The sequence below is a fragment of the Chryseobacterium proteolyticum genome, from assembly GCF_046591535.1.
Taxonomy (GTDB): domain Bacteria; phylum Bacteroidota; class Bacteroidia; order Flavobacteriales; family Weeksellaceae; genus Chryseobacterium; species Chryseobacterium proteolyticum.
In genome coordinates, this window is the sequence record NZ_JBJLWK010000006.1 from 1 (window position 1) to 25,950 (window position 25,950).

At 34.8% G+C, this 25,950-nt stretch carries 26 protein-coding genes and 2 pseudogenes; 20 read left to right on the plus strand and 8 right to left on the minus strand.

Translation table 11 applies throughout. The features are described 5' to 3' along the window. From ACJ5H0_RS19495 to ACJ5H0_RS19540, 10 genes and pseudogenes are all read left to right on the plus strand, one after another. The coding region (locus ACJ5H0_RS19495; RefSeq protein WP_411251621.1) for an RHS repeat-associated core domain-containing protein at positions 1 to 1,445 on the plus strand (1,445 nt) is incomplete at its 5' end. A 294-nt stretch (positions 1,446 to 1,739) separates the two neighbouring features. After that, a complete protein-coding gene (locus ACJ5H0_RS19500; RefSeq protein ID WP_411251623.1) occupies positions 1,740 to 1,976 on the plus strand; it encodes a hypothetical protein in 237 nt (78 codons plus the stop codon). 269 nt (positions 1,977 to 2,245) lie between these two features. After that, positions 2,246 to 2,503: a hypothetical protein gene (locus tag ACJ5H0_RS19505; protein ID WP_411251625.1), complete on the plus strand. Its 258-nt coding sequence runs from the start codon at positions 2,246 to 2,248 to the stop codon at positions 2,501 to 2,503. 55 nt (positions 2,504 to 2,558) lie between these two features. Continuing rightward, positions 2,559 to 3,374 carry an RHS repeat-associated core domain-containing protein gene (locus tag ACJ5H0_RS19510; protein WP_411251627.1) on the plus strand — a complete coding sequence of 272 codons (816 nt, stop codon included), beginning with the start codon at positions 2,559 to 2,561 and terminating at the stop codon, positions 3,372 to 3,374. Between the two features lie 426 nt (positions 3,375 to 3,800). Next, positions 3,801 to 3,977 (plus strand): annotated as a pseudogene (locus ACJ5H0_RS19515) (RHS repeat-associated core domain-containing protein); the annotation flags it as partial. A gap of 60 nt (positions 3,978 to 4,037) precedes the next feature. Beyond that, positions 4,038 to 4,997, plus strand: a complete 960-nt coding sequence (locus ACJ5H0_RS19520; protein ID WP_411251927.1) for a M91 family zinc metallopeptidase — start codon at positions 4,038 to 4,040, stop codon at positions 4,995 to 4,997. Between the two features lie 358 nt (positions 4,998 to 5,355). Next, positions 5,356 to 5,574 (plus strand): hypothetical protein, encoded by a 219-nt coding sequence (locus tag ACJ5H0_RS19525; protein WP_411251629.1) that lies wholly within the window; start codon positions 5,356 to 5,358, stop codon positions 5,572 to 5,574. Between the two features lie 305 nt (positions 5,575 to 5,879). Continuing rightward, positions 5,880 to 6,275 (plus strand): annotated as a pseudogene (locus tag ACJ5H0_RS19530) (RHS repeat domain-containing protein); the annotation flags it as partial. 688 nt (positions 6,276 to 6,963) lie between these two features. Further along, a complete protein-coding gene (locus ACJ5H0_RS19535; RefSeq protein WP_411251630.1) occupies positions 6,964 to 7,518 on the plus strand; it encodes a hypothetical protein in 555 nt (184 codons plus the stop codon). A 515-nt stretch (positions 7,519 to 8,033) separates the two neighbouring features. After that, positions 8,034 to 8,609, plus strand: a complete 576-nt coding sequence (locus ACJ5H0_RS19540) for a dihydrofolate reductase family protein (RefSeq protein WP_411251632.1) — start codon at positions 8,034 to 8,036, stop codon at positions 8,607 to 8,609. Between the two features lie 168 nt (positions 8,610 to 8,777). Here ACJ5H0_RS19540 and ACJ5H0_RS19545 read toward each other — a convergent pair whose 3' ends face one another. After that, complete coding sequence (locus tag ACJ5H0_RS19545) at positions 8,778 to 9,584, minus strand: cupin-like domain-containing protein (protein WP_411251634.1); 807 nt, start codon at positions 9,582 to 9,584, stop codon at positions 8,778 to 8,780. 223 nt (positions 9,585 to 9,807) lie between these two features. Between ACJ5H0_RS19545 and kbl the strand changes: the two genes are divergently transcribed. From kbl to gldG, 4 genes are all read left to right on the plus strand, one after another. Continuing rightward, positions 9,808 to 11,004: a glycine C-acetyltransferase gene (gene kbl, locus ACJ5H0_RS19550; protein ID WP_411251636.1), complete on the plus strand. Its 1,197-nt coding sequence runs from the start codon at positions 9,808 to 9,810 to the stop codon at positions 11,002 to 11,004. A 141-nt stretch (positions 11,005 to 11,145) separates the two neighbouring features. Beyond that, complete coding sequence (locus ACJ5H0_RS19555; protein WP_411251638.1) at positions 11,146 to 11,700, plus strand: CopD family protein; 555 nt, start codon at positions 11,146 to 11,148, stop codon at positions 11,698 to 11,700. Positions 11,701 to 11,895: 195 nt separating this feature from the next. Next, positions 11,896 to 12,486 carry an ABC transporter permease subunit gene (locus ACJ5H0_RS19560; protein ID WP_411251640.1) on the plus strand — a complete coding sequence of 197 codons (591 nt, stop codon included), beginning with the start codon at positions 11,896 to 11,898 and terminating at the stop codon, positions 12,484 to 12,486. A gap of 4 nt (positions 12,487 to 12,490) precedes the next feature. Further along, positions 12,491 to 14,158: a gliding motility-associated ABC transporter substrate-binding protein GldG gene (gene gldG, locus ACJ5H0_RS19565; protein ID WP_172277534.1), complete on the plus strand. Its 1,668-nt coding sequence runs from the start codon at positions 12,491 to 12,493 to the stop codon at positions 14,156 to 14,158. A gap of 63 nt (positions 14,159 to 14,221) precedes the next feature. Here the strand turns inward: gldG and ACJ5H0_RS19570 are convergent, their stop codons facing one another. The 4 genes from ACJ5H0_RS19570 to ACJ5H0_RS19585 all read right to left on the minus strand — a co-directional run bounded on the left by ACJ5H0_RS19570 (position 14,222) and on the right by ACJ5H0_RS19585 (position 16,715). Continuing rightward, positions 14,222 to 14,668: a DUF1801 domain-containing protein gene (locus ACJ5H0_RS19570; protein WP_411251642.1), complete on the minus strand. Its 447-nt coding sequence runs from the start codon at positions 14,666 to 14,668 to the stop codon at positions 14,222 to 14,224. Between the two features lie 56 nt (positions 14,669 to 14,724). Next, positions 14,725 to 15,216, minus strand: coding sequence for a hypothetical protein (locus ACJ5H0_RS19575; RefSeq protein ID WP_411251644.1), 492 nt, complete (start codon positions 15,214 to 15,216; stop codon positions 14,725 to 14,727). Positions 15,217 to 15,332: 116 nt separating this feature from the next. Beyond that, positions 15,333 to 16,070 (minus strand): SDR family oxidoreductase, encoded by a 738-nt coding sequence (locus ACJ5H0_RS19580; protein ID WP_273647437.1) that lies wholly within the window; start codon positions 16,068 to 16,070, stop codon positions 15,333 to 15,335. Positions 16,071 to 16,145: 75 nt separating this feature from the next. Continuing rightward, the gene (locus ACJ5H0_RS19585; protein WP_411251646.1) at positions 16,146 to 16,715 is read right to left on the minus strand and encodes a Crp/Fnr family transcriptional regulator; all 570 of its coding nucleotides are present in this window, start codon (positions 16,713 to 16,715) and stop codon (positions 16,146 to 16,148) included. A 231-nt stretch (positions 16,716 to 16,946) separates the two neighbouring features. Between ACJ5H0_RS19585 and ACJ5H0_RS19590 the strand changes: the two genes are divergently transcribed. Further along, complete coding sequence (locus ACJ5H0_RS19590; RefSeq protein ID WP_411251647.1) at positions 16,947 to 17,297, plus strand: thermonuclease family protein; 351 nt, start codon at positions 16,947 to 16,949, stop codon at positions 17,295 to 17,297. A 342-nt stretch (positions 17,298 to 17,639) separates the two neighbouring features. On the opposite strand, the gene ACJ5H0_RS19595 is transcribed toward ACJ5H0_RS19590, so the two are convergent. Further along, a complete protein-coding gene (locus ACJ5H0_RS19595) occupies positions 17,640 to 18,068 on the minus strand; it encodes a DUF4268 domain-containing protein (RefSeq protein ID WP_273647439.1) in 429 nt (142 codons plus the stop codon). A 315-nt stretch (positions 18,069 to 18,383) separates the two neighbouring features. On the opposite strand from ACJ5H0_RS19595, the gene ACJ5H0_RS19600 reads away from it, so the two are divergent. From ACJ5H0_RS19600 to ACJ5H0_RS19610, 3 genes are all read left to right on the plus strand, one after another. After that, complete coding sequence (locus tag ACJ5H0_RS19600; RefSeq protein ID WP_172277557.1) at positions 18,384 to 18,791, plus strand: RrF2 family transcriptional regulator; 408 nt, start codon at positions 18,384 to 18,386, stop codon at positions 18,789 to 18,791. A gap of 205 nt (positions 18,792 to 18,996) precedes the next feature. Then, positions 18,997 to 19,884 (plus strand): sulfite exporter TauE/SafE family protein, encoded by an 888-nt coding sequence (locus tag ACJ5H0_RS19605; RefSeq protein ID WP_345989638.1) that lies wholly within the window; start codon positions 18,997 to 18,999, stop codon positions 19,882 to 19,884. 83 nt (positions 19,885 to 19,967) lie between these two features. Further along, complete coding sequence (locus tag ACJ5H0_RS19610) at positions 19,968 to 20,258, plus strand: putative quinol monooxygenase (protein ID WP_172277563.1); 291 nt, start codon at positions 19,968 to 19,970, stop codon at positions 20,256 to 20,258. An 81-nt stretch (positions 20,259 to 20,339) separates the two neighbouring features. Here ACJ5H0_RS19610 and ACJ5H0_RS19615 read toward each other — a convergent pair whose 3' ends face one another. Together ACJ5H0_RS19615 and ACJ5H0_RS19620 are read right to left on the minus strand one after the other, a co-directional pair. Next, positions 20,340 to 21,611 (minus strand): T9SS type A sorting domain-containing protein, encoded by a 1,272-nt coding sequence (locus ACJ5H0_RS19615; RefSeq protein ID WP_411251649.1) that lies wholly within the window; start codon positions 21,609 to 21,611, stop codon positions 20,340 to 20,342. Positions 21,612 to 21,819: 208 nt separating this feature from the next. Further along, positions 21,820 to 22,623 carry a choice-of-anchor J domain-containing protein gene (locus ACJ5H0_RS19620; RefSeq protein ID WP_411251651.1) on the minus strand — a complete coding sequence of 268 codons (804 nt, stop codon included), beginning with the start codon at positions 22,621 to 22,623 and terminating at the stop codon, positions 21,820 to 21,822. A 93-nt stretch (positions 22,624 to 22,716) separates the two neighbouring features. Between ACJ5H0_RS19620 and ACJ5H0_RS19625 the strand changes: the two genes are divergently transcribed. Continuing rightward, complete coding sequence (locus tag ACJ5H0_RS19625; protein WP_345989633.1) at positions 22,717 to 24,819, plus strand: TonB-dependent receptor plug domain-containing protein; 2,103 nt, start codon at positions 22,717 to 22,719, stop codon at positions 24,817 to 24,819. A 13-nt stretch (positions 24,820 to 24,832) separates the two neighbouring features. Beyond that, entirely contained in the window at positions 24,833 to 25,945 is a 1,113-nt protein-coding gene (locus ACJ5H0_RS19630) for an HmuY family protein (protein ID WP_411251654.1), read from the plus strand. Positions 25,946 to 25,950 lie beyond the last annotated feature (5 nt).

Genomic DNA, 25,950 nt, shown 5'->3' on the forward strand with positions numbered 1-25,950 from the left:
CTGGAAACAGATTATCAAAAGTCGCAGAAGCTTCTCAGAATTCATCAGGATATCCTTATTTTGCAACTCCAAATGAAATTACTTATGATAATAATGGAAATATGACAAGCCATAAGGATAAGGACATTACCAAGATTGGATATAATTATCTGAACTTACCCAATAGTATAACAAACGGAATAGGTAAATTCAGTACAACAAATAGTTATCTTTATCGAGCAGATGGAGTGAAACTTAAAAAGAGTTTGTCAGGGAGTTTGGTAATAGGAATAAACCAAACAGAATATTTAGATGGCTTTCAATATAACTTAGTAAACGGAGAAATATGTACGGGCTGTACTCCTCCTAGTCCTATACTACAGTTTATTCCCACTTCAGAAGGTTATTATGATTTTGTAAAAAATAAGTACATTTACAACTATACAGATCACTTAGGAAATATAAGATTGAGTTATCAGAAGGGTACAACAGGAATAGAGGTTATTGAAGAAAATAATTATTATCCGTTTGGGTTGAAACATGAAGGATATAATGGTTTAGCTGGAAATCCAGCTTATCAATATAAGTACAACGGCAAGGAGTTGCAGGAGACGGGGATGTATGACTATGGGGCAAGGATGTATATGCCGGAGATTGGTAGATGGGGTGTTATTGATCCGTTGGCGGAGAAATTTCACTCATATAGTCCTTATAATTATGTAATGAACGATCCTATTGCCAACTACGATCCGGATGGTATGGATGTGAAAAATGATTATAAATTATTACAAAATGGACAGGTTAGACTTATACGGGAAACAAATGATAACTCAGACACTTTATATGCTACAGATAAAAACGGAAAAGTTGATAACTCCAAGAGCGTTACTGTAGCAAAAGCAAAAGCGTCGGATAGTTCTATTATCGGAGACTTAGCAACAGGAGGTATCCCAGATAATACAATGCATTATACTGGAAGCCGAAAAGCTTTTCCTTTAGGAGTGAACAGAGCTCGTACTACTGATGCTTCTGATGCATCTAATGTATTTTTATTTGCTGCCAACAATTCTAATGTTGAATGGGGACTTGCGGGATACAATACGGGAAAAACTATGACTTATGCTCTTTGGACAGGGCACTCTGAAGATACGACACCTAACAGCGTTCTATATCAAGGTATATCTAAATTATCTTTCGAGATCCACACCCATCCTGGAAGTGTAACTTTTCCCACTCCTGTTAATAGTATGACAGAGGGTGACTATGGTTCTGCTGCCTGGATTGATTCTGAATTTGCAAAAAATAGAAATTATCCAAGACATTTTCTGTATTCACAGCAAGATAAACATCTTTGGGAATACAATTATTACAATGAAACATCGGCTAAATTTTATCCAGGTAGGCCTGGTGTAAATAAACCAATGCCCATTAATAGTAAAATTAATTTAAAGACATTAAGAAAATGAAAATAATAGTATTAATGCTAATGTCTGTATTATTATATTCTTGTAAAAAAGAAGTAAAAAATCCCTACTTTACATCTGACGAAGTTTATAATAAAGTTTTACAGAGTACTGATATTATCCATCAAGAAATCTCAAAAACTGACGGAATTTTTTATGTATTAAATAGATATGATACACTAATTATAATGTCTGTAAAATATGAGAATGTTATAAAGCCTTCTTTTATGATAAAAAAAAGAAGGCACATTTTATACAAATTGCTGTAAAATAATTGTTACAAAACCCTATCATCCTATGTTTCAAATTATACAACAGCCTAATAGTTTGAAGAAGAATGATTTTGATAAAAATTTAAGTCATTATAATGGTAATGATTATCAAAAAGGAGTAATGTATAAGATAAAAGATTTAAACCATCTAGAATTGATTGCAAAAGGAGATTTAAGAAAGTATTTTTATCCCATTAAAGAATATAATTTACCAATTATAAAGCCTCCAAAAGAATATTTAGGAAAGCCCTATAAAAAATAACTTGCTCGCGGATACAAATCCGCGAGCAATAATAAAGAACCCACCGCTTTGCGGTGGGTTCTTTATTATAATGCCGCAATATTTTTAATTTTCAAAGCTTGAATAAACCCAGCTACAAAAGAGAGCAAATGCTTTTTATTTTCAGGGTCAAGTTTTTCGATGTCATTAAAACGGTGAGCATTGCAGGATCTTTAAAAATATTTACCTCTTCTATCTCTCCCAAAAGATACCGACAGTAGTGTCTACTGGAAACGAGCAGGGCTTTGGAAATGGAGGCCTATTCTGCAGAGACTCTAAATGTTGTTCCTGGTTTAGGGGCAAAGAATCCTGAGCTTCAGTTTTTCCCAACCGCAGAAGGATTTTATGATTATGGAAAAGATCAGTATATTTACCAGTATAAAGATCATTTAGGAAATGTAAGGATAAGTTTTGTAAGAAACAGCACAGGCGCTCTTGAGATTACAGATGCTAATGATTATTATCCATTTGGAATGAACCATTTAAAAACGGGATTCTCTTTTTTTTAGTCCAAGTGCTTATAAGAATTACAAGTACAATGGGAAGGAATTACAAGAAACCGGGATGTATGACTATGGCGCAAGATTTTATATGCCGGATATTGGTAGATGGGGTGTTGTGGATCCAAAGGGAGCTGAGTTTCCAGGTTGGTCACCATATAGTTATAGTCTTAATAATCCTATTCGATTTATTGATCCTGATGGAATGGAAAATAAGGACATTCATCTTTTAGGAAATTTAGCAGATAAAGCACTTGAGCAATTAAATGCAAATAGTAGTCTTGCTATGACAAAGGATTCAAATGGGAAATTAGATACTGCAAAGTTAAGTAAAAGTGAGTATAATAAACTTTCCGCAACTGATAAAGTTCTATATGACGGCATAAAAAATACCAGTATTGATTCCAGAATTTATGCTGAAAGTAACAATATAACACCAAGTGGAGGTTTAATGCCTGGAGGATCTTTTGGTGGTGTCGATTATGATTCAGCCACGGGAATTAGTACAGGAACTCAATATACAAATCCTGATGTATTAGGAAATGCAGAAAATTTTACCGGAACTCAAAAAGGAACAGGAATAACACATGAAGTTGTCGAAAATGTGCTTATTACCCAAGAGTCTTTAAATACAAAAACAGACGTTCCAATAAAAACTACATTAAATCCTAGTCCAATATTTGATAAATTTCATGATCAAACAAGAAGCATGATGCCATATGATAATTTAGTGATATCAGCTAGAACAAGATTTGAGACTGTTGGAATAACAACCAGAAAATATTACGAAGGTTTTGCTGGAAAAAAAGATGCTAACGGAAAAATTCAGACACAGCCTTTATATAAAGTTTATTCAGATGATAAAAGATTAAAAAAATAGTCCTATGAAAAATATAGTTTTTTTGTTTTTTTTTCGTTATTTACAGTTGTCAAACAAACAATGTAATTATTAGTTCAAAACCTGTTCATATAACAAGGAAGATAATCTCTTTTAAAGAAAATAAAAGAGGTTAATATATTAATAACAGATAATAATGATATTATAGAAGTATTTAAAGAAAACACATCTAATAATTGTAAAAAAATTAAATTAGGAAAAAGCTATTCTTTAAAAATAATTCCTGTTAGTGATTTAATACAAAATGGTATTGAATCTCCCAATGAATACATTTTAAATGATTCAACTATAATTAAATATAATCATTATTATACTTTAGAAAAAAAAACAAAATATTTGCATAATAAAATAAATCTTTCCACTTGTGCCTATAGATAAAAATAAATCAGATATAGGAAAGTTCAAAACTATAAGTACAATGGCAAGGAGCTTCAGGAGACGGGAATGTATGATTATGGAGCGAGATTCTATATGCCGGACTTGGGAAGATGGGGAGTGGTGGATCCGCTGGCGGAGAAACATAGAAGACACAGTCCGTATAATTATGCTGTTAATAATCCAATTCTTTTCATTGATCCGGATGGGAGAGATATTAGATTTGGTGATAATGTTTATTCATATCAAAAAGACCGGGATTATAGTAAAATTGAAAATGAGTTTGATAGAAATACTTATCAAGCATTGGATAAGTTATATTCTTCAGGTGCGCTTAATGTTACTATTGGGGAAGGTGATAATGCTAAGACAGTCAATCTTATGGATTCATTAATAAATGATTCTAAAAATACGGTAACCATAAACGAACAAACTGAAAGTGGAAAAAGTAATGAATTTAATCCTTCTACAAATTCAATAAATTTTAATCCATCTGAGGGCATATCCTTTAGAAAAGACGCCACAAAACCAACCACAGAAGATAATAAAGGGTACAATAGTCCTGCCTCTCGATTAGGACATGAGTTAATTCATGGATACAATAAATTTAACGACAGTGAATATTCTAATAGAAAAAAAGATGTATCAACCAAGGGAGATAAATCAATGATTACTCCGGATGGAAGAGATTTATCATTTAAAAATAAGGAGGAAGCATATACTACAGGTGTTGCAAATCAAATGAATGTTAAATTAGGTGAAGATAAAAGAACAAATTATGGTATAATACCTTATACCGTAGAAAGTGTAACATCAACTAAGAAAAAAAACGCCATAATGAACAGAATATTTTTATTATTAGTTACAATGATAGTTTTATCTTGTACCTCTAAGGAAGTTCTTATATACAAACATGATAATACCAAAAATGATGATGGAGAAATTTTTGGTTCTAATTTAAAGCCTTTTTTTAATAAGAATCCTAATATATATACAGTTTCAATTAATTCTAAAAAAATCTCGAAGAAACTTTTACTGATAAAAGAAGAAATAGAAACTGTAAATAATAATGTTAATCCAGATGATAGCTATTATGAGTATGCATTTATAGTAAATAAAAAGGATACTTTGTATACAGATTATAGGTTAGAATTTTGGAGATATGGCAACAATGGGATATCATACAAATTAGATGATGCGACAAAAGAAACAATAATAAGTAGTCATTGAAATGCCAAAGCCACTCAAACGAGTGGCTTTGGTTTTACATAATGCTTTGCAGCTTCGTTTGTTTTAAGAACGCATCCAGAAGAGCGAAGATATGTTGTCTTTCGTTCTCTTTTAGTTTTTGGATATCTTAAATTTTAGCGATATTTTTATCAACTTCAATAGAGGGAATCATTTCATCCCCCCGCTGCCGAACGAATTCTTTCGTGTGGCATTTTCTTCTAATTTCTTTCAATAAACTATCATTTTCTATCTTTACTTAAAACATAAAGTGATGAGTAGAAATTGTAAATTTCATAATAAGGGAGAACACCATTGATAGACTGAAAACAATTACCATGTCAACAATAAATAATTTAAAATGAAATATTATACTTTTATATTGCTAGTTTCCCTTTCTTCTTGTGAACAGAGAATATCTAACAAAAGTGAAAAGAATATTACTGATAAAGCGATTGCAATTTCTGTAGCTGAGAAAAAATGGAAAGAAGTTTATGGAATATCAGTAATAAATAAACAAAAACCATTCTTTGCAGATCTGAAAGGATTTATAAGTAATTCGATTCTAAAAAGCCATTAAAAAAAGTCCTAAAGACAGCAGAAAAGAAATTTTCTTAATTTCTTTTTGAAAGAGGGGTGCAAAGAGATCGAATGTTAATAATTATCAGTTCTAGAGGCATGATAATAAACAAATTGAATTATGGAGCAATAAGGTTATAAATCAAAAATTAACTATATTCATCAAAATCCAGTTGAAGCAGGCTTAGTTTTTCTGGTAGAAGATTATAAATATAGCAGTGCAGTTGATTATTCGGATGAAAAAGGACAACAAAACCCATCAGAATTTGTAACCCTAAATGAAATTACTTAAGATAATCTCCTCCTAATCTGATACTACAGTTTATTCCCACTTCAGAAGGTTATTATGATTTTGTAAAAAATAAGTACATTTACAACTATACAGATCACTTAGGAAATATAAGGTTGAGTTATCAGAAGCGTACAACAGGAATAGAGATTATTGAAGAAAACAATTATTATCCTTTTGGATTGAAACATGAAGGATATAATAGCTTAACCGGAAATCCTGCTTATCAATATAAGTACAAAGGAAAAGAATTACAGACTGAAACTAGAATGTATGATTATGGAGCAAGATTCTATATGCCGGATATTGGTCGCTGGATTATTCCCGGCCCTTTAAGTGAAGAATATCGCAGGTGGTCGCCTTACAATTATGCTGTAAATAATCCTATTCGATTTATAGATCCTGATGTAATGACTGTACAGGAAATAATTGGTGCTACTAAGCAAGATGCTCAAAAATTTAAAGCAGATGTACACAAAGTTTTATCAGATAGTAAGTTTGCAGGAGTTAGAGGTCTTATAGATGTTAAAGGAAAATCATTTAATAAAATAGATTCAGGTGCATTATCTTCTGCCTTAAGTGGGATTACGGTTTCAAAAGACGAACAGGCATATATTGACACTGTTGTAAATGCTATTAATGATTCCAAAGTTCATACTGTTGAATATCTATCAATGGGAGATACGTTATCTTCCGCTGGAGGAACAGCTCTCAAAGATCATATGAATAAAGCACAGGCTGGAGTTGGAGATGCAATGGTTCCAGATGCAAGTAATGTCAAAGCGGACTTAATAAATGCTTTAGGAGGAGAAGGCTTTAATGTTCCTAGTGCAAAAGGATCGCATTCGATTATTGTTGAAACGGCTTCAACTACACCAGAATCAAGGGCAGAAACATCTAGTCACGAAGTTTTAGGACACGGTGTACCATCAGCAAAAGGAGTATCTACTGCCGTTAATAATACAAATGCAATCAGAATGTCTAATTTAGTAAGAAGAGTTACTGGTAGTACTCAGCCAGCAAGAGATGGTATGGATCATGCAGGGGGAAAAGAAGGACAAATAAAAAATCCACAAGATTTACCAATGACAAGATAACGTTATGAAAACATTGTTTTATATTATAATTATATTTTTTCCTATTGTTTTGAATGCTCAAAATGATAGTGAAATAAAGCCATCAGATTCGGCAGGTTTGGTTAGTCGAGCTTTTGCTGATAATGTTTTGTCTAAGTTTGATACAATAAAAGCTCCAAAGATTTTATATTCATTAGATAACCGTTATTTTTATGTAATTATTAATAATGATCCGTATAGAGAGTTTTATGTTGTTTTAGACGGAAATAGTGTTTCAAAAATAGAACCTATTATTACGGAATTAAAGACAAGAAAGCAGAGAAAGCAAAATAAGCAATATTGTAAATTACTTTCTAAAGCAGAACCTCTATTTGATTTTGGTAAATATAGTAAGGAGTTTATCACAAAAATGCCACAAGCCACTTCTATTAGTGGGAGAGATTCGTATTTTGTTTTAAAAGATATTGATGGGAAAAGATATGGTGAATATAATTTATCATCCATCACCACTCCTTTACCAATCAATATGTATTTATGGACATATCTGATAAAAAAAACTGTCAGATCAAATGGGAAATGATACTAAATAAACACAAATAAGCCGTCTTATTAGTAAAATGAGGCGGCTTATTTGTGTTTTATAAAGTGTTCTGTTTTTGTATTAGAAACAGAATAAGAAAAATAAATCTTTGGGATAATATTTTGAGCTAGAATAAAAGGTGCTAATTTTTTATATTTTATAATGAATAAAAATTATGAGGTAAAGCTAAAGAGTTAATAAAAACAGCAAGGTTATTACCATGGGTATCTGTCAAGGATAATATTAACGGATTTAACATTTCTATCTTTAGTACCTAATTACCCTACAACCACATGAATTTTTCATATGGCACTTAATCAAATTGCATAAAATGCTAAATATTAGTCTAATCCAGGAATTGTTTCCTGGATTCTTCGTTTCAATAGCTTTAATTATGATTTTAAAATGTTTTCAATTAGAATAATAAGAAGATCAGCGGAGATGTGTCTTAAAATCTTAAATTTGTAATACATTGAATAACAACTTACACTAAAACAATCCCAAAAACAATTACTATGAGAAAATTAAAATTACAGATGCAGATGACAATCGATGGTTTTGTAGCCGGGCCGGAGGGCGAGCAGGATTGGGTATGGTTAAGCCCGCCGGATGAGGTAGGTTTTCAGAAAATCGTTGATCTTGCTGAGAGCAGTGACACACTTTTACTGGGAAGAAAAATGACACGACCATTCATTGATCACTGGGAAAACGTGGCAGATAATATGCCGGATCATCCTACCAACCATTTAGCAAAACTGATCGTTGATATGCGTAAAATTGCTTTTAGCCGGACAGAAAACAATATAGCCGGCAGAAATCTGGAAGTAGATAGTAATGATCTTATAACTTCAGTAGAAGCTCTTAAAAAGGAGGAGGGAAAAGACATCCTTGTCTATGGAGGCGCTGATTTTGTAACCTCGCTGATCGATCAGGATCTTGTTGATGAATATTATATTGTTGTGAATCCGGTAGCAATCGGAAAAGGTCTTCCTATTTTTAATGGCCGGAAAGTTTTAAAACTGGAAAGTTCTCTTGCTCTTAAAAGTGGAAAAATATTTAATAAATACCTTCCGTTTAGGGAAAATCAATAATTTATTGAAAAATAGAAAAGTTGGATACGGAAATAATAAAACTGTCTCAAAATTCAGATAATTATCTTTTCTCAATTTAAGCGTGACGGAAAATATCATAAGAACAAATATTTTATATCCTTCATCATATATTCGCTCAAAATGATATTTTGAGACAGTCTTTTTTTGTTATTTCAGAATCCTTGCAACTGCTCTTTTTGCTTTCCTGTGGGCTTTCCTTACTTTAAATTCGAACCATTTTTCTTTAAATAAATTTCGCATAGCATTATCAAAATGCCTGATCATGACCAGATTTTTAAATCCTCTCCATTTCTCGAGCCAGTTGGAAGGAAGAGCTCTGACAGAGACGGAATATCCTTCTGTTTCATATTGGATATAGTGCCACCACCCGGAAGGGATATAAAGTGTTTCTCCGGGATGAATAACGGCTTCGTAACCATTTAGATACTTTAAAGCAGGAAATTCTTGATAGTCGGGTTCCTTAATATTAGCTAAACTGTGAAAATTATAAGGTAATTTGTACATCAGACTGGATTGTTCCCAGGGAAATAGCCATATCTTTTTAATGCCTTGAAACTGTGTGATGAAAACATGGGACATATCAATATCAACGTGGCTTCTGGTAATGGAGCCTTTACCACCAAAAAACATAAAAGGAAGCCACTTTAGAATTTTTCCATTGGTAACATCATTATAGTGGATATCACTTTTCATTTCAGGTTTTATAGTGAGCAGGTTAAAAAGAAAAAGCCTGTGTTCTGTTGGTTTTGTGCTGATCAGGTCCAGATATTCAGAAAAATGGCTCTGAGCAATAGGTTTACTTGCAACCCTATCCAAAGATTCAAGGTCACTGCCATAAATATTGACCTTATGATTACCTGCTATTTCTTTAAAATAATCATAGCTCCACTTTTTAAAAGCCGGGCTTTCTGGATCTGCAAAATCTTCGATTATAACCGGAAGACTAGGTTTCATGTAGAGATTCAGAAAATTTATTGATGGTATATTCCTAACTTTTTGTACAGATGATAACTTCATTTTTAGAATTTAAAGGACAAATATAAAATTATTATCCTACTAAATTAGTAGACTAATTGTTAAAATGAATGTTTCTGCTCAATTTTTTAGAATAAGAATCATAAAAGAGGATAGTTTACCGCCTTTTTACTAAATTAGCGCATCTAAAAAATTACTAAAAATGATCTCTGAAAAATATCTTCAAAATTTACAGAACGAGCTTAAAAATATTGAAAACGACGGGCTTTATAAGAGAGAAAGAATCATTACTTCTCAACAGAGTGCGGAAATAGAAGCTAACGGTAAAAAGTTGCTGAACTTCTGTGCTAATAATTATCTGGGACTTTCCAATAATCCTGAAGTGATGAAAGCATCCCAGAATATGATCGCTTCTCACGGATATGGAATGTCATCTGTTCGTTTTATCTGTGGAACCCAGGATATTCATAAGCAACTGGAAGAGAAGATCGCTCAGTTTTTAGGATTGGAAGATACGATCTTGTATGCAGCATGTTTTGATGCTAACGGTGGTGTTTTTGAACCGCTTTTCACCGAGGAGGATGCTATTATTTCAGATGAACTGAACCACGCATCCATTATTGACGGGGTTCGTCTTTGTAAAGCGGCAAGATACCGTTATAAAAACAATAATATGGAGGATCTCGAAGCTCAGCTGAAAGCAGCTTCTGAAAAAAATCACCGCTTTACGATCATTGTTACCGATGGGGTTTTCTCTATGGACGGTATTGTAGCTAACCTGAAAGGGGTATGTGATCTAGCGGATAAATATGGTGCTTTGGTAATGGTAGATGACTCTCACGCCACTGGTTTTATTGGAAAAACAGGTCGTGGAACACATGAAGCGAATGAAGTAATGGGTCGGGTAGATATTATCACTTCTACCTTAGGAAAGGCACTGGGTGGAGCTTTAGGAGGATTCACTTCGGGTAAAAAAGAGATTATCGATATGCTGAGACAACGTTCCCGCCCTTATCTGTTTTCCAATTCATTAGCTCCTGGTATTGTAGGTGCAGCATTGAAGGTGTTGGATATGATCTCTGCTGACACGTCACTTCGTGATCAGGTAATGGAAAATGCAGAATACTTCAGAAGAGAAATGAAAGCTAAAGGGTTCGATATTCCTGACGGAGATGCTGCGATCGTTCCGGTAATGCTTTATGATGCGCCATTGGCTCAGAAAATGGCAGAGAAACTTATGGACGAGGGAATTTACGTAATTGGTTTCTTCTATCCTGTAGTTCCTAAAGGAAAGGCAAGAATCAGGGTTCAGCTTTCTGCTGCCCACACCAGAGAACATCTGGATAAAGCTATTGCTGCTTTTGAAAAAGTGGGGAAAGAGCTTAGTGTGATCTCTTAAAAATATTAAAAAATAAGAATTGAAAACTTGGGATTGTTCGGCTGTTTTTGTGGCTGATGATCCCAAAGTTATTTCAAAGGTTGAAGTGAGAGACGGGAGTATGGTATCGTATTGTTTTATAAAAAATAGAAAGTTTTTAAAATGCTTTACACAATAATCAAAGCGCTGCACATTATTTTTATGGTCAGTTATTTTGCAGGGATTTTTTATCTTGTCAGGATATTTGTTTACTATAAAGATACCGATGAATTCTCTGAAGAAAAGAAAAGTATCCTAAGAGAACAGTATACCTTCATGGCAAGAAGGCTTTGGAATATCATTACAGTTCCTGCAGGAGTGATCATGGCGGTTTGCGGACTGGTGATGATCTTTCTTAATACAGGATTGATGAAAATGCCTTGGTTTCATTTAAAACTAACATTCCTTGTCGGTCTGGCGATCTACCATTACTGGTGCTGGAAAAAAGTTCTTCAATTAAAAGCACTTCACGGAAATACATTACAGACAGCTAACATAAAACTGAGACAGGCGAATGAGATTGCCACATTCATTTTATTCCTGGTTGTTTTTACCGTTATTCTGAAATCTTCAGTAATTGAGTACTGGTGGCAATTAATTGTTGGATTTTTCGTTCTTGTATTTTTAATCATGATGACCGTGAAACAGGTCAATAAAAACAAAAAAAAGAAACAATAGAAAAAGGGTATCTTGTGTACATCAATACAATCCCTTTTACATTTTACTAAAAAACTATGATTGCAATTTTAAAAAAAAGAACTTTGGAGTTACTTCGGGAACTGGAGTGCGTGGATCATTATCGCAGCATTCAGTCTGATAGCGACTCTTTTTTTGTTTTTTTTCGACAACGACTCTAATATCTTTGAGATCGGAATGGCCTCATTACAAAGCTATTTTGTTTTGGTCCCATGGCTACTGATGTTCATTATTCCGGCACTTTCCATGAAAACTTTTGCAGAGGAGCAGCAAACGGGAACTTTGTACTGGTTGTTTTCCCAGCCTTTAAAAATATCGGACCTTGTATTAGGAAAGTTTCTTTCCGTTTGGGTGGTCGGTATCTTATGCCTCATTCCTTCGTTGATCTATCTGTATACCGTTTATGTTTTGGGAGTTCCTGAGGGGAATATTGACCTGGGAATGACCTTTGGGAGTTATATTGGATTGATCATGCTTATCGCTGCTTTTTCGGGTGTAGGGATTTTAGCGTCTTCGTTGTCTCAGAATCAGATCATGGCTTATCTGTTAGGTGTTTTCATGTGTTTTATCATGTATTTCGGAATCGAGCAGTTAGCAAGCTATAAATTGTTGGGTGGAGCAGATTTTATCTTACAGAATATAGGTTTTTATCAGCATTTCCTTGGATTTACAAGAGGGTTGATCGATTTCAAAGATGTAGCCTATTTTGTTCTGATCATCGGTGTTTCATTAGTATTGTCCAATCATTTTATCAATAAAAAGAAGTAGAATTATGAAGAAGATACCTTTTAAATCTCCATTAGGGATTTTATTGTTTGTGATCCTGCCTTTAGTGATTATTCTTGCCGTTTCTGGGATCAGATTGGATTTAACGAAAGAAAAAAGATATACCCTTTCCGATAATACCATCAAAGTATTGGAATCGGTTAAAAAGCCTCTGACTGTGGAGGTATATCTGGAAGGAGATTTCCCGGCCAGCTTCAAACAATTGCAAAGTGAAACGAAGTTTATGCTGGAGGAATTCAGAAAGATCAATCCGAAAATTGATTTTAAATTTATTGATCCCATCAAAACCAAAATGTCCCAGGATACTTTGATGGCGATGGGAATGCAGCCTTCCGTTCTTCCGGATGTAAAAGACGGTAAAGTTTCCCAGATCGTATTATTTCCGTATGCGGTTCTTAAATACAACAAGGGCGGCGTTTCTATCCCGCTGGTGGTACAGCAGGCCAATATCAATGCCGATGAACAGCTGACGAAATCCATTGAAAATTTAGAATATAATCTTGTATCGAACATCAAGAATATTGCCACTGATAAGAGAAAGAAAATAGGAGTTTTGGTTAACCAGGATGAATTAAGTCCGGGAGAATTCCAGGGTTTTATGCATTTGGCATTAGAAAACTACGATGCCGGTCCTGTGATTCCTAAAAACCAGGTTGAGCTAACGGCTGCGGATGTTCCGTTGCTGAAACAAATGAGCGCTCTGGTTATTGCAAAGCCTAGAAAAGCATTTACAGATGGTGAAAAAGTGATCCTGGACCAGTATATTATGAACGGAGGAAAAACATTATGGATGATTGATGCCGTAAATGCTGAAATGGATACCTTAACCCGATCTAAAAAGGTAATGCCATTCCCGGTGGATATCAACATGACTGATTTCTTCTTCAACTATGGAATCAGGATCAATCCTGCTTTGGTTAAAGATGTAAAGAAATTCGCTTTGTTAAGGCTGGTAACGGGAGAGGTGAGTGGCAATCCGCAGTATACAAGTCTTCCATGGCCCTATTTTCCTTTGGGTATTGCTGAAAAGAACGACCCGATCACCAAGAATATCAATCCGGTAAAATTTGAATTTCCCACATCAATTGATACTTTAGGCAGAAAGAATATTAAAACCAAAGTTCTTTTTGAATCGAGTGAAAGGACTTTATTGAAACAGGTTCCGAATTATGTGGATCTGAAAGAAATTTCCAGCGTAGATAGTCTTGGGCAAATGGAAAAGCCAAGTACTCCGAAAATCTTTGCTGTAGCATTGGAAGGGAAATTTACTTCCGCTTATGCTTCGAGAATTGAAAGAAAATCCTATCCTGGTTTTAAAGGTCAGAGCCCGGAAAATAAAATGATAGTGATTGCAGATGGTGACGTAGGAAGAAATAAAGTGATCAAGGGAGAACCTTTGCCGTTAGGAGTAGATTTGTTAACCAATGAACAATTTGGAAATGAACAGTTCCTGCGAAACGCTTTGGATTACCTTTTAGATGACAGCAACCTGATGGAACTAAGAAACAGGAATATCGAAGAAAGGCTACTGGACAGACAGAGAATTACAGAAGAAAAGACCAACTGGCAATGGTTTAATTTGCTGCTTCCGCTAGTCATTATTGGGTTACTCGGAGGATTGTTCTTCTGGTTGAGAAAAAGAAAATTCAATTAAACGATAATGAAATGAAAAAAGAGAAACCGTAAAGTTTCTCTTTTTTATTGATCAGAATATACTTTACTGTGTCAGGCTCTTACTAATACCGTCTCGTATCGCTTCTCCAAGCACTTCAATATCGATATCTTTCAATGCTTTGAACTTAATACAATAACCGGTCACACTGGCTTTTCCTATTTTTTCACCATAGGTTTGGGATAAATAGTTTTTATCATCAATACCAAGAATGTAAATTGAAATACCTGTTGTATTAGCGCTGAGGCCAATCTGGTAAAAATTCCGGGTACTTCCATCAGCATATTTCATGATCCGGAAACCATATCCGATATTGGGATTGGAAACCGTTTTTCCTTCTTCATTTTTACCATCCAGAAACCATAATTTACATTCTGGCATCACTTGCAGAATGTACTGATGCAGGGTCTCCATATTTCGGCGTTTCGTGTCTGATTGAGTGGAAATGTAATGGTTGATTTGTTTTTGTATGGTCATCGTGGTAAAGTACATATTTTCTTCGTACAGAAATGGTTATAAGCTTGAAGAGTAAACTTTACATTATAATTCTAAGTTTTGCTGAGTCTCATCTTATAACTTAAATAAAATAAAGATAGACTTATTACCAAAAATAAGCAACCACTGAAATAGACATAGATTTCAAATTGATTAAACCAATGTTCCAGATACAAAGCTTTAAAGGGAAATGATGCCTGTTTTAAAAATATAAGTAAAAAGCTGATCACAATAACAATTAAAGAATTGATCCAGCTTAATTTTCGTTTTGAGGTGATCCATATACAGATCAGGCAGCCAATAATAAACCCTACAGTCTGGTAATTTCTGATCGTACTGATAAGGTCATTGAATCGAATGGAATCAATATTGTATTTCTCAAACAGTTCAACTAAACTACCAGAGTTTTTAGCCGAATTTAAAAACAACTGCGAAAGGTGTATATCCGTTAAATAGGAAAATAACCTTGGCGGAATAAGAATAAAGTTAAAAGCAATAATCTGGATGACGATGTATTTGATTTCTGTTTTATTAAAAATATTCATGCTAGTATGTATGTAACAAAAATAGGAAAACAAAAAAGAGAAACCTTAAGGTCTCTCTAAAATCATTGATACATTTTTTACTTTTTACATTGTACAAAAAATCAAATTGTACAAATCTACCAAGGACTAATTCCAATCTCATCTTCAATATCATTACTGAAATACTGACCTGTTGGTCCGTTTTCATCAGTCAGAGTGTGCTTAATGATAAAAGAAGCAGCGCTTTCTACGGATCCCGGACCGCTGTGGGCATTGAAGTCTGTTGCTGTATAACCGGGATCTATTACATTGACCTTAAAGGGAAGTTCCCTTAATTCATACGCCAAAACAATCGTGTATGCATTCAACGCTGATTTTGATGGCCCGTAAGCGGCTCCCTTTACATGATAATACTTCCAGCTGGGATCGCTATGTAAAGTCAGAGAACCGAGCCCGGATGTGATATTGCTGATTCTCGGGCTGTCTGACTTTTTAAGAAGATCTAAGAAAGCCTGTGTAACGCTGATAACTCCGAAGAAGTTGGTGTCGAAGACTTGCTGGATGTCCTTAATAGAAGTTTCTGAAGCCGTTTGCGGATTGATACCCAGAATTCCTGCGTTATTGATGAGAACATCCAGTTTTCCCTGTTCCCTTTCAATAGTATTCCTCGCTTCCGAAATAGAATCGGGGTTGGTAACGTCTATCTCAATTGCTTTGATATTCTGATATCCTTTTTCCTGAAGTTCTTTTACTACAGCTTCTCCTTTTTCAAGACTGCGGCTTCCAAGGTAGACCAATAGTCCTTTTGAAGAGAGTTGTTTTGCAGTTTCCAGGCCAATACTTCTGTTGGCACCTGTGATTAATACTGATTTCATTTTCTTGTTTTATTTAGTGATGTAAAGGTGAGGTATTAAAAAATGAGATCTTTTGTCATTTGGCAAAAAGTGATTTTAGCGTATATTTTTTCTTATCCTGCTCAGGGAAGACTGTGTGATACCAAGATATGAGGCGATATAAGAAAGAGGAATCCGGTTGACCACAGTAGGGTAGATTTCAAGAAATTTGAGATAACGGGTGGTCGCATCTTCTGAAACCAGAGGGCTTCTTCTTTCTACCTTCTGGATCAGTGCTCTTGAAATAATTTTATGAACAATAGCTTCCCATCCGACAATGGTCTGCAACAGTTCGAGCCAGTCTTTCCGTGAAAAAACGATCATCGTACAATCCGTAACTGCCTGAACGTATGTGCTGGAATGAATTTCGTTATCAAAACTTTCCAGATCCACTACCAGATTATTTTCCTCGATAAAGTATTTGGTAATTTCTTCTCCTTTATTATCATAATAGCAGACCCGTAGAATACCATCAACGATAAATCCTACCTGTCTGGCAATTTTTCCGGCTTCGGAAAAATATTCATCTCTGGAAAGATGAAGTTCGGTGGATTTACCTTTTATAAATTCGATCTGCTGTTCATTGAGATTCCCAAACCTTAAAACGAAATTGAATAATTCTTTCATGTCCGAAATTTAGCTAAAGAAAATGATACCGTATTTGCCTTTTGGCAAAAAATACTTTTAAAGCTATTATGGTTTGCTGTACAATTATTTATAAAGGAATTTCCTGAACAATAAACAATTTGTGGATAATATTCAGAAAAAAGTAAGCGATATTATGTTTAAAATAGCTAAAATTGCCTCGCGAATTTTGTTTATACTAAAGAAGAAAAATACATGAAAAGGCTGGGGAAGATGTTTTTTGTACTATTGATAGGGACTTCAGGGTTAGTTTTGGCGCAAATCAAAGCAAAAGTAATCGGTATTAAGGACGGTGATACGATCCTGGTTCTTGATAAAAATAATAACCAGACCACATTACGTCTTGCTGAGGTAGATTGCCCTGAGAAAGGTCAGCCATTTGGAAAAAACGCCAAACAACTGACAAGTGATCTGGTATTTGGAAAAGAGATCCTATACTATAAAACCACTTCTGACCGTTACGGACGCATCATTGCCAAAGTATATTTCGATAAAGATCAGTACCTGTCCGAAGAGATTATAAAAAAAAGGATTGGGATGGTGGTATTACCAATACTCCAATAATGAAAATCTTGGGGTACTCGAATCAAAAGCCAGAAGTCTTAAATTAGGATTATGGTCCGGAAGTGAAACAATTTCTCCATGGGAATGGAGGAAGAAAAAAAAGAGAAACTTCCCAACTTAGAGCAAAAGCTAAATTATCAGGAAATTCTCTAAGAGAAATAGCAAGGTAAATAATTTATCAGCTGTCAGGGTTGCTCATCAGAATAGTTTAAGAATATTCTTAATCTTTCGATATAGGTATTTTATAACGCCATAAATTATTTGTTGAAAGAATATCTCCACAAGAATATGGAGTATTCCAAGAAATAACCGGATAAATAACTCAAGAATGATGGTCATTATTTACACATCTTTGATAAAATCTTCATATTCATAGTAGAACCTTTCAAAGCCATCCATTTTTTCGACAAAAAATTCAAATATTTCGCTCCACGTATTTTTATTGAAAATTGAAACATGATGCTTTTCAATCCAGATCTTACTGATAACTTTTCCGTTTTCCAGTGTAAAAAACTCATCTTTATTAAAATCTCCCACATAATCTTTTAGAATGTCCTCCAAAGACCATATCTTTTCATAATACGCATTTCTGAAAATCTCATCCTTCATTTCAATATCCAGGGATACTTCGGCTTTTTTATTATCCGCATGGAATTTGAAAGAAAAATCTTTGATCTTGGTATCGTACAACATCCATTTCCTTGGAAAAGATTTCCCAAAGGCGGTCCAAAATTCTTTCTTTAGTTGCTGTGCTTCTTGTTTACTGAACATACCGCAAATGTAATGAATTATGAGGAAAAGGGAGGGGGGAGAGCGAAAAAGGCGAAAAAGCGGACTTACTTATTGGTAAAATTGTGAAAATCGCTTAATCGATAAAAACGCCTTAAGGCTGGAGAAATATATAGTAAAGATTGAAATCTTAGAGTTTGATAAAAGAAAAAAAGAGCTATTTAAAAGCAATCTTGCACCTCAGTGATTTTGCTATTTTCTATTCCAACAGCTTCACAATTAGATTATTTCACCATTCGGTAAATTAGCAATTTCGCAACTTCCCACATATGAAACTATTTTCTTAAATTTGCTGTAATGCTGTCAAAAAAATCTCAATATGCTTTTAAGGCACTTTCATATCTTGTAGAAAAAAGAAATGAAGGGCCAACCCTTATTTCTGAAATTGCGGAACATAAGAAGATTCCGCTTAAATTTCTGGAAAATATTCTGCTTGAACTCAAGAAATCTGATATCCTTGATAGCAAGAAAGGCAAGGGTGGTGGATACTTCTTTAAAGAAAATCCTGCCGATGTAAAACTGGCGAAGATCATTCGCCTGGTTAATGGTCCTATTGCAATGCTTCCGTGTGTAAGTCTTAATTTTTATGAAAAATGTGACGATTGCAACGAAGATCATTGTGGTTTGCACGATGTCCTCATTGAGGTTCGGGATGCTTCACTTAAAATTTTAGAAGAAAAAACATTAATGGATCTGATCGACTGATCGGGTCCTTTTTTTGAATTGTTAGTCTACTTTTTTGGTAGGATAATTATTTTGTTTGATATTTGCAGGATGCCAAATGAACAAACTATGATTTCAAAAAATGTTGCAGATACACTAATGTGGCTTTTGCAGAAGGAATGCAGAGGCCAGCTTACCAAAAATATGTTCTTACCTGAAAGTGTTGTTAAACTAATACTTGTATAGAATGGTCATCTCAAGAAAAATGCAGGTAAGGTTGAATGTATTACTGGTAACGGTTGCTATATTGGTTATTGTTGTTTTTTCCATGTACAGCATGGGGTATCTTGATGAACTGACCCATATCCTCGCAAAAGACAATTATATATTTTATTGGATGTTGCTGGTGGGGGTTTTTGCAGAAATTGTTGCCGGATCAATGGGAATGGGTTATGGTGTGATTTGTACAACAACACTGCTTTTTCTTAATATTCCGCCCCATATTGTAAGTGCAAGTATTCATTCTGCTGAAAGCTTTACAACTGCTGCGGGAAGCATCAGTCATATCAAATTGAAGAATGTAAGCAAGACCTTGGTTAGAAAACTAGCTATTCCGGCGATTATAGGAGCCATCATCGGTGCATTATCCCTTACGTATCTTGGAGAATACTACTCTAAAATTACCAAAACCATTATTGCATTTTATACTTTATATCTTGGTTTTCAAATCTTATCCAATGCTTTTAAGCCTAAACAAAATAAAGCTCTGAAAAGAAAAACGAATCTCACCAGCCTGGGGCTGATCGGAGGGTTCATAGATTCTTTTGCAGGGGGAGGATGGGGCCCTTTGGTTACAGGGACTTTAATAAAGAATGCTTTTACTCCCAGATTTGCAGTAGGAAGTTCTACTGTAGCCAAGTTTATTTTAACCATAACTGCTGCAATAACCTTCTTTTTTACCCTGGGAATTCAGCATTGGAATATTATTCTGGGTCTTTTGATCGGAGGAATCATAACCGCACCGTTTTCAGCAATGCTCACTGCCAGATTACCGGTGAAAAAGATGTTTTTATTCATAGGAAGTCTGGTTATTGTAATGAGTCTGATAACCATATACAAATCCATTTTCAAATAGTACGATTATTGTGGAAAAATAAAAGGGGCAAAACGATTTTCAGTTTTGAAAATATTTTACTTTTACAGCATAATAAATAGCATATGAATTTACATATTGTTGCGCTTTTTAAGTTTAATGAAAATTACTTGATGGAAGCGGTAGAATTGTTTCAGACCCTGGTAAGAGAAACAAGAAAAGAAGAAGGCTGCCTGCAGTACGACCTTATTGAAGATAAGGATAATAAAGGAACTTTTTTTCTGATAGAATTATGGGAAACATCAGAACACCATAATAATCATCTGGGGCAGGATCATCTTCTCAATTTCCGTACGGATTCTTCCAGAATGATGGAAAGCTCAACGGAAGTATACAAAGGATTTAAAATCTACTAACAAACCCAATGTTAAAAGGCTGTTTACCATTGTAGACAGCCTTTTATTAGAAAAAATAGAAAGTATTAAAATTTAAGATTTTTATTTTACGATTAACTTTTTGGTTTCACTATTTCCACCATAAGTTATTTTAACAAGATAGGTTCCTGAAGTAAGCATTGATAAATTAAGGTCTTGCTTATAGAAACCGGTTTGATTGGTAAGCTCTGATTTATAGACCTGTTTTCCTGAAAGATCATATACTTCTACACATCCTTTATTGTTTGCCTTTTCTTTTACATCAAAAAGTACGGTCACTTTTTTATCAGCTGTTGTAGGATTAGGATACAATCCAAAGGAAGCTTTGGTGCCAACCTCTTTGATTCCTAAAGTTGAGCTGATATTTTTATATTTAAAGTACATATTTCCTGTAGACGCTCCGCCGTTAGAAGTAAAATACATTCTGTAATATTCCGAACCTTGTTTTACATAGTAAACAACATCATTATAAATCCCGGATGTTGGCTTCCATGAATGGCCGATTGATGTAATATTCGAGGAAAAAGCGGTGGATACTGGAATGTTTGAAGTTGCAACTTCCTGTGTTTCCGGTTGAACTTTTGCAACTTTAGTTGTAGGACTCTGAATAACTCCAGACATTCTGTACATCATAATATTCATATAGAATGTCCAATATCTTGTAAACATCAAATCCCAGTTTGCCTTTGGTGGTTCAAGATTAGCTACTTTGTCTCCTGTAGTAAATGAGAAATAGTTAAAGTAGGCATCATCTGTTCCGTTCGCAATTGTTTTGGTTTGCGTTGCTTCCCACGATGATCCGTTCCATTTAGAATACTTAAAAGTATAACCACCGAAGTAATCGGTAATCATAAATTTTACATAAGTATTGGTAGAAAGGTATTTTAAAACAAAAATTACTTTTCCATCGATATGATGGGTTCCTCCGTTATAATCTCCCCATCCGTACGTAGCTGAACCTTGCTCAAATGCTCCTTCCTGAAGAGAAGTCGTCTGGTCCGGATTATATAATGGAGATCCCCATGATGCTATATTGGCGATGTTAATATTATCCCAATCCGCTGGTACTGCAGAGGCCTGGTAAACCTCTATATTTTGGGCGTCATTGATTCTTGTTCCAAAACTCATACTTGAATTTCTAAAAAATGCAATATCCCATGAATCTGCAGGTTGCGAAATAATATTATTTGTACTGAAGTCAAAGAATACCCGGTTTTGATAGTTGGGACCAGTGGTTAAATTGACCGTTGTATACCCGTTAACATCTGTTTGGGCTAATACTGTTTGATGTACAGCCAGTGCAAGCATTGAAGTCAAAAGTAGTTTTGTTCTCATCTCTTATTGTTAGTTATTTAGAATTATTCTACAAAATTATATATTTATTTTTAATGATTCTAAATAAAAACATGACTTTTGTCGTGTTTTAAGATTAATTTTTTTTTAAACTTTAGCGTGACAGTAGACCCTTTCATGGATTTTGAACATAAAAGGCTGACTTCAAAAAGCCAGCCTTAACAAAACATAAGTTAATATCTAATAGATCTTATTTTTTGATGAATTTTGATTTTGTGACTGAGCCGTCTTTTGTTTCAATAACAATGTAATAGATACCTGTTTGTAATGTGCTGATATCGAATCTTTGATTATTTAACTTTCCTTCAGCTACTTTTTGACCCGCTGAAGAATAAACCTCAATATTTTTAAGATCTTTTTTTGTTACAAATTGCAATGCTGTGTTTTCTGGGTTAACAGCAAATTGGATAGCATCTTTTGATTTGATAGGGTCAGATACAGCCAGACTTGATGTAGTATTATAGACCACATTATCAATTTGGATCGCCACGTGGCTTGCTGTTGGTGTAAATTTGAAAACAATGTAGGTAGAAGTGGATGCAGGAATATTTACATTCACATTCACATTAGTACCTACGGTTGATAACGTTACAGGATTTCCAACAGGTGTAAATGTAGACATATCTGTTGGATTGGAAGCCAGCCCAATTTGAATACTGCCCGGACCAGGCGAAGGAGATACTAAGCTGGTAGTAAATGATAACGATTTATCTCCTGCAGGAGCAACAATCTGAGGGGTAATTAAATACGAAGGCTCGCTTGTATTGTTTCCCGAGTAAGCCTGAACAGCCTTGTTTGCATCAGTTGTAACGATCATTAACGGCGCTGGGGGAAAGGGCATCGGATTGGGCGCTAGTTTAGTAGTCCATCCGTTTTGGGGGAAAGTTGTGCTGCCTGAAGTGAAATTATCAAAATTCTCATTTATTGTTGGTAACTGAGCATTAATTGCAATCGCAGAAAACATTAAAACTCCAGAAAGTAATTTTAGATTCATAATATTATTTTTATTTAGAATTATTCGACAAAAGTAATAAATTATTTTTATCTGTTCTAAATAAAGCATTATATTTGTCGAAAATTTGTGTCTATGAAGAAGAAGGTGCTTTCTATACTCTCATTATCCATAGTCTTTTGGATGAATGCACAGGAAAAAGATTCTCTTAATCAGAAAAAAATTGAAGAAGTTGTTATCACAGGACAGTATATGCAACAATCTATCAATAAATCGATTTATAAAGTTGAAGTTATTGATGCTGAACAAATAAAAAATATGGCGGCGACCAACGCTGCTGACGTTCTTAACCAAACACTTAACATACAAATCACTCCAGATACCAATTCCGGAAATTCAACTGCTAATATCATGGGATTAGGCGGGAGCTATGTCAAAATTTTGATAGATAATATTCCGGTTGTAGGAGATACGGGTTTAGGAAGTAATATAGACCTTACGAAGATCAGTTTAAGTAATATTGAGAGGATTGAAGTTGTAAAAGGAAGCATGGGTGTGGAATATGGTAATGGTGCACTGGCAGGCGTTATTAATATCATCACTAAAAAAAGCAGTCATAAAAAATTAAGCATAAGAGCGGCACTACAGGAGGAAACGGTAAGAGATGGCTATGATTTAAGGAAAAGAGGCAAAGGCAGACATATTCAGAATGTGAATGTAGGTTACAACTTTAACGATCACTGGTTTACCAATATAAGTTTTAACCATAATCAGTTTATGGGATATCAGGGAAATAGTGAAGGATACAAATATTTCGGACAAGATAATAAACGGGGTTACGAATGGAATCCAAAAGATCAGTATGAAGCAACAGGATTGATCAAGTACACCAAGAATAAAACTTCAGTTTTCTATAAAATATCTTACTTAAGCGAAAAATTTAATTTTTATAATCCTAAAGTTGACAGAATTTCACTTAATGACGGACAGGGTGGTGTAACCTATACAAGTACGGACAGAGAATATAATACGGAACGTTGGCTTCATCAGTTGAATATTCAGACCAGCCTGGGCCAGATCCGCTACACGGGAGATTTCTCTTATCAGAATCAGGATCGGAAGTACTTTGATTATGTATATGATATACCCAACAGAGCTAAAGATACCCATTATGATGAAAGATCGTATTACAAGACCGATGTATTTTATTCAAGAGGAATGTTCAGTAATTTTCTGGATAACAAGAAATTTGATTTCCAGTTAGGCTACGAATTGGACCATACCAATGGGTATGCTGCATTAATTGCGGGGGATTTTGACGGGCAGAATATCAGAAGAAAGATTTTTACCTATGGCAACTTTATTTCTGCAGAGTGGAATGTTTCGGATAAATTCTCAGTAAGACCCGGAGCAAGATTATCCCTTAGCAATAAATTTGATAATCAATTCAACTATTCGGTGTCTGCAAGGCTGAAAACATCTGAAAATTCCAATCTAAGAGGTATTTTCGGAACAGCCAATCGCTATCCTACCTATGATGAAATGTTCACTTATTTCGTTAACGTAAATCACGACATTCAGGGAAATCCTGATCTTACTCCTGAAAAAGGATATTCTGTCGGTGCATTCTGGGATCAGGGCTTCACCATAGGAGATGGATGGAAATTCAATTACAATCTGGAAGCTCTGTACGTTGATCTGAAAGATAAAATTGAAATGGTTATGATTAAAAGACCTTCCACTTATAAGTACATGAACATAGATACGTACAGAAGTCTTTTGTTTGGTGCCAATGCCAATATTGTCAAAGACCAGTTTACTTTAGGAGTAAGGACTTCCCTAAATGGTATTTCTGTGTCAAAACAAGATATGGATATTGCCTCCCCAACGGACTTTCAGTATAATTTCCAGACAGGGGCTAATGTTTCCTATAAACTAAAAAATGCAGGAACTGCTTTTAATCTTTATTATAAGTATACGGGGCCGTCAAGGCTGTATGTATTAGAAGGCAATGCATTCCGCTTAGGGAAAAATGATGGATTCCACATGATGGATTTTATTGTAAGCCAGCCATTCTGGAAAAATCAGCTTGAGCTTTCTGCAGGAGTTAAAAACATTTTTGATGTTACTACCATTAATTCCACTGCAAACGGAGGAAATGCACATACAGCAGGCTCTGATCGTCTGAATTTGTACTATGGAAGAAGCTATTTCGCAAGATTAATGTATCAATTCTAAAAAAAAATATATCATGAAGTATTTAAAGATATTTTCATTTCTATTCATTATTGCTGCTGTACAGTCTTGTCTTTCAGCTGATGAAGATCCTGTTCAGGTTCCCAAGATGACAGGTTCTGAAGTAAGCGCCGATGTAGGCGGTCCCACAGAAGCCAATCAGGTTTGGATCGACTTAAGTGATGCAAAAAATCATACGATCAATAAAAGGACAGACTGGGATCTTGGATTTTATACAGGAGATGAATATAGGGTAATTTTAAACGGGTCTATTGCAATGGCTGTTGCGAAAATTCCTAATGCTACAAACATCAATACTGTAAAAGAATCTGATGTAGCCGATCTTAAAGAAAAAGTTCAGGTAGGTACATTTGATGCTGCTAATATGAAGTATGTGGATAATCCTGACGGTAATTTTTTAAATCAGTCTTCGGGGATAGAGCCAATCAAAGAGAATGATGCTGACAATCCTGTTTATTTGGTTAACCTGGGGCGAAATTTAGCAGATCCAAACTCTAATATTGCTGCAGGATCTGTTTCATTATCATCCGATCCCAGAGGATGGAAAAAAATTCAGATTTTAAGAGCTCCTAACGGATATAAACTAAGATATGCCGACATCAATGCAACTACCTACCAGGAGTATATGATAACAAAAGATACAGAATACAATTTTAATTTCTTCAATCTTAAAACGGGTGCTCCAGCTACAATCCAGCCAAAGAAAAAGAATTGGGATTTAGCCTTTACCACATTTACTAATGAAGTTTTTATGAGCCCGGGAAATAGCGCAGGAAGCTATTTTTATGCTGATTTTATTATCACGAATACGGCCAGTGGAGTGAGTGCATATCAGGTAACGGCTTCCGGAAACCTGGATCAGGCCTATAACTCATTTAAGTTAAGCAATGTAGATCAGGCGAAGCTTGTATCTACTGATCAAAGAGCAATTGGGGATAAATGGAGAACGACTACCGGAACAAGCGAAGTGCCGGGAGCATTCGTATACGCTGACCGTTTCTTTGTATTAAAAGATGCTGAGGGCTTTTACTTCAAGCTTAGATTTAATAAAATGAAAGATCCTCAGGGAAATCGGGGGCATGCCAGTTTTGAATTTGAACCTTTATAATAAAT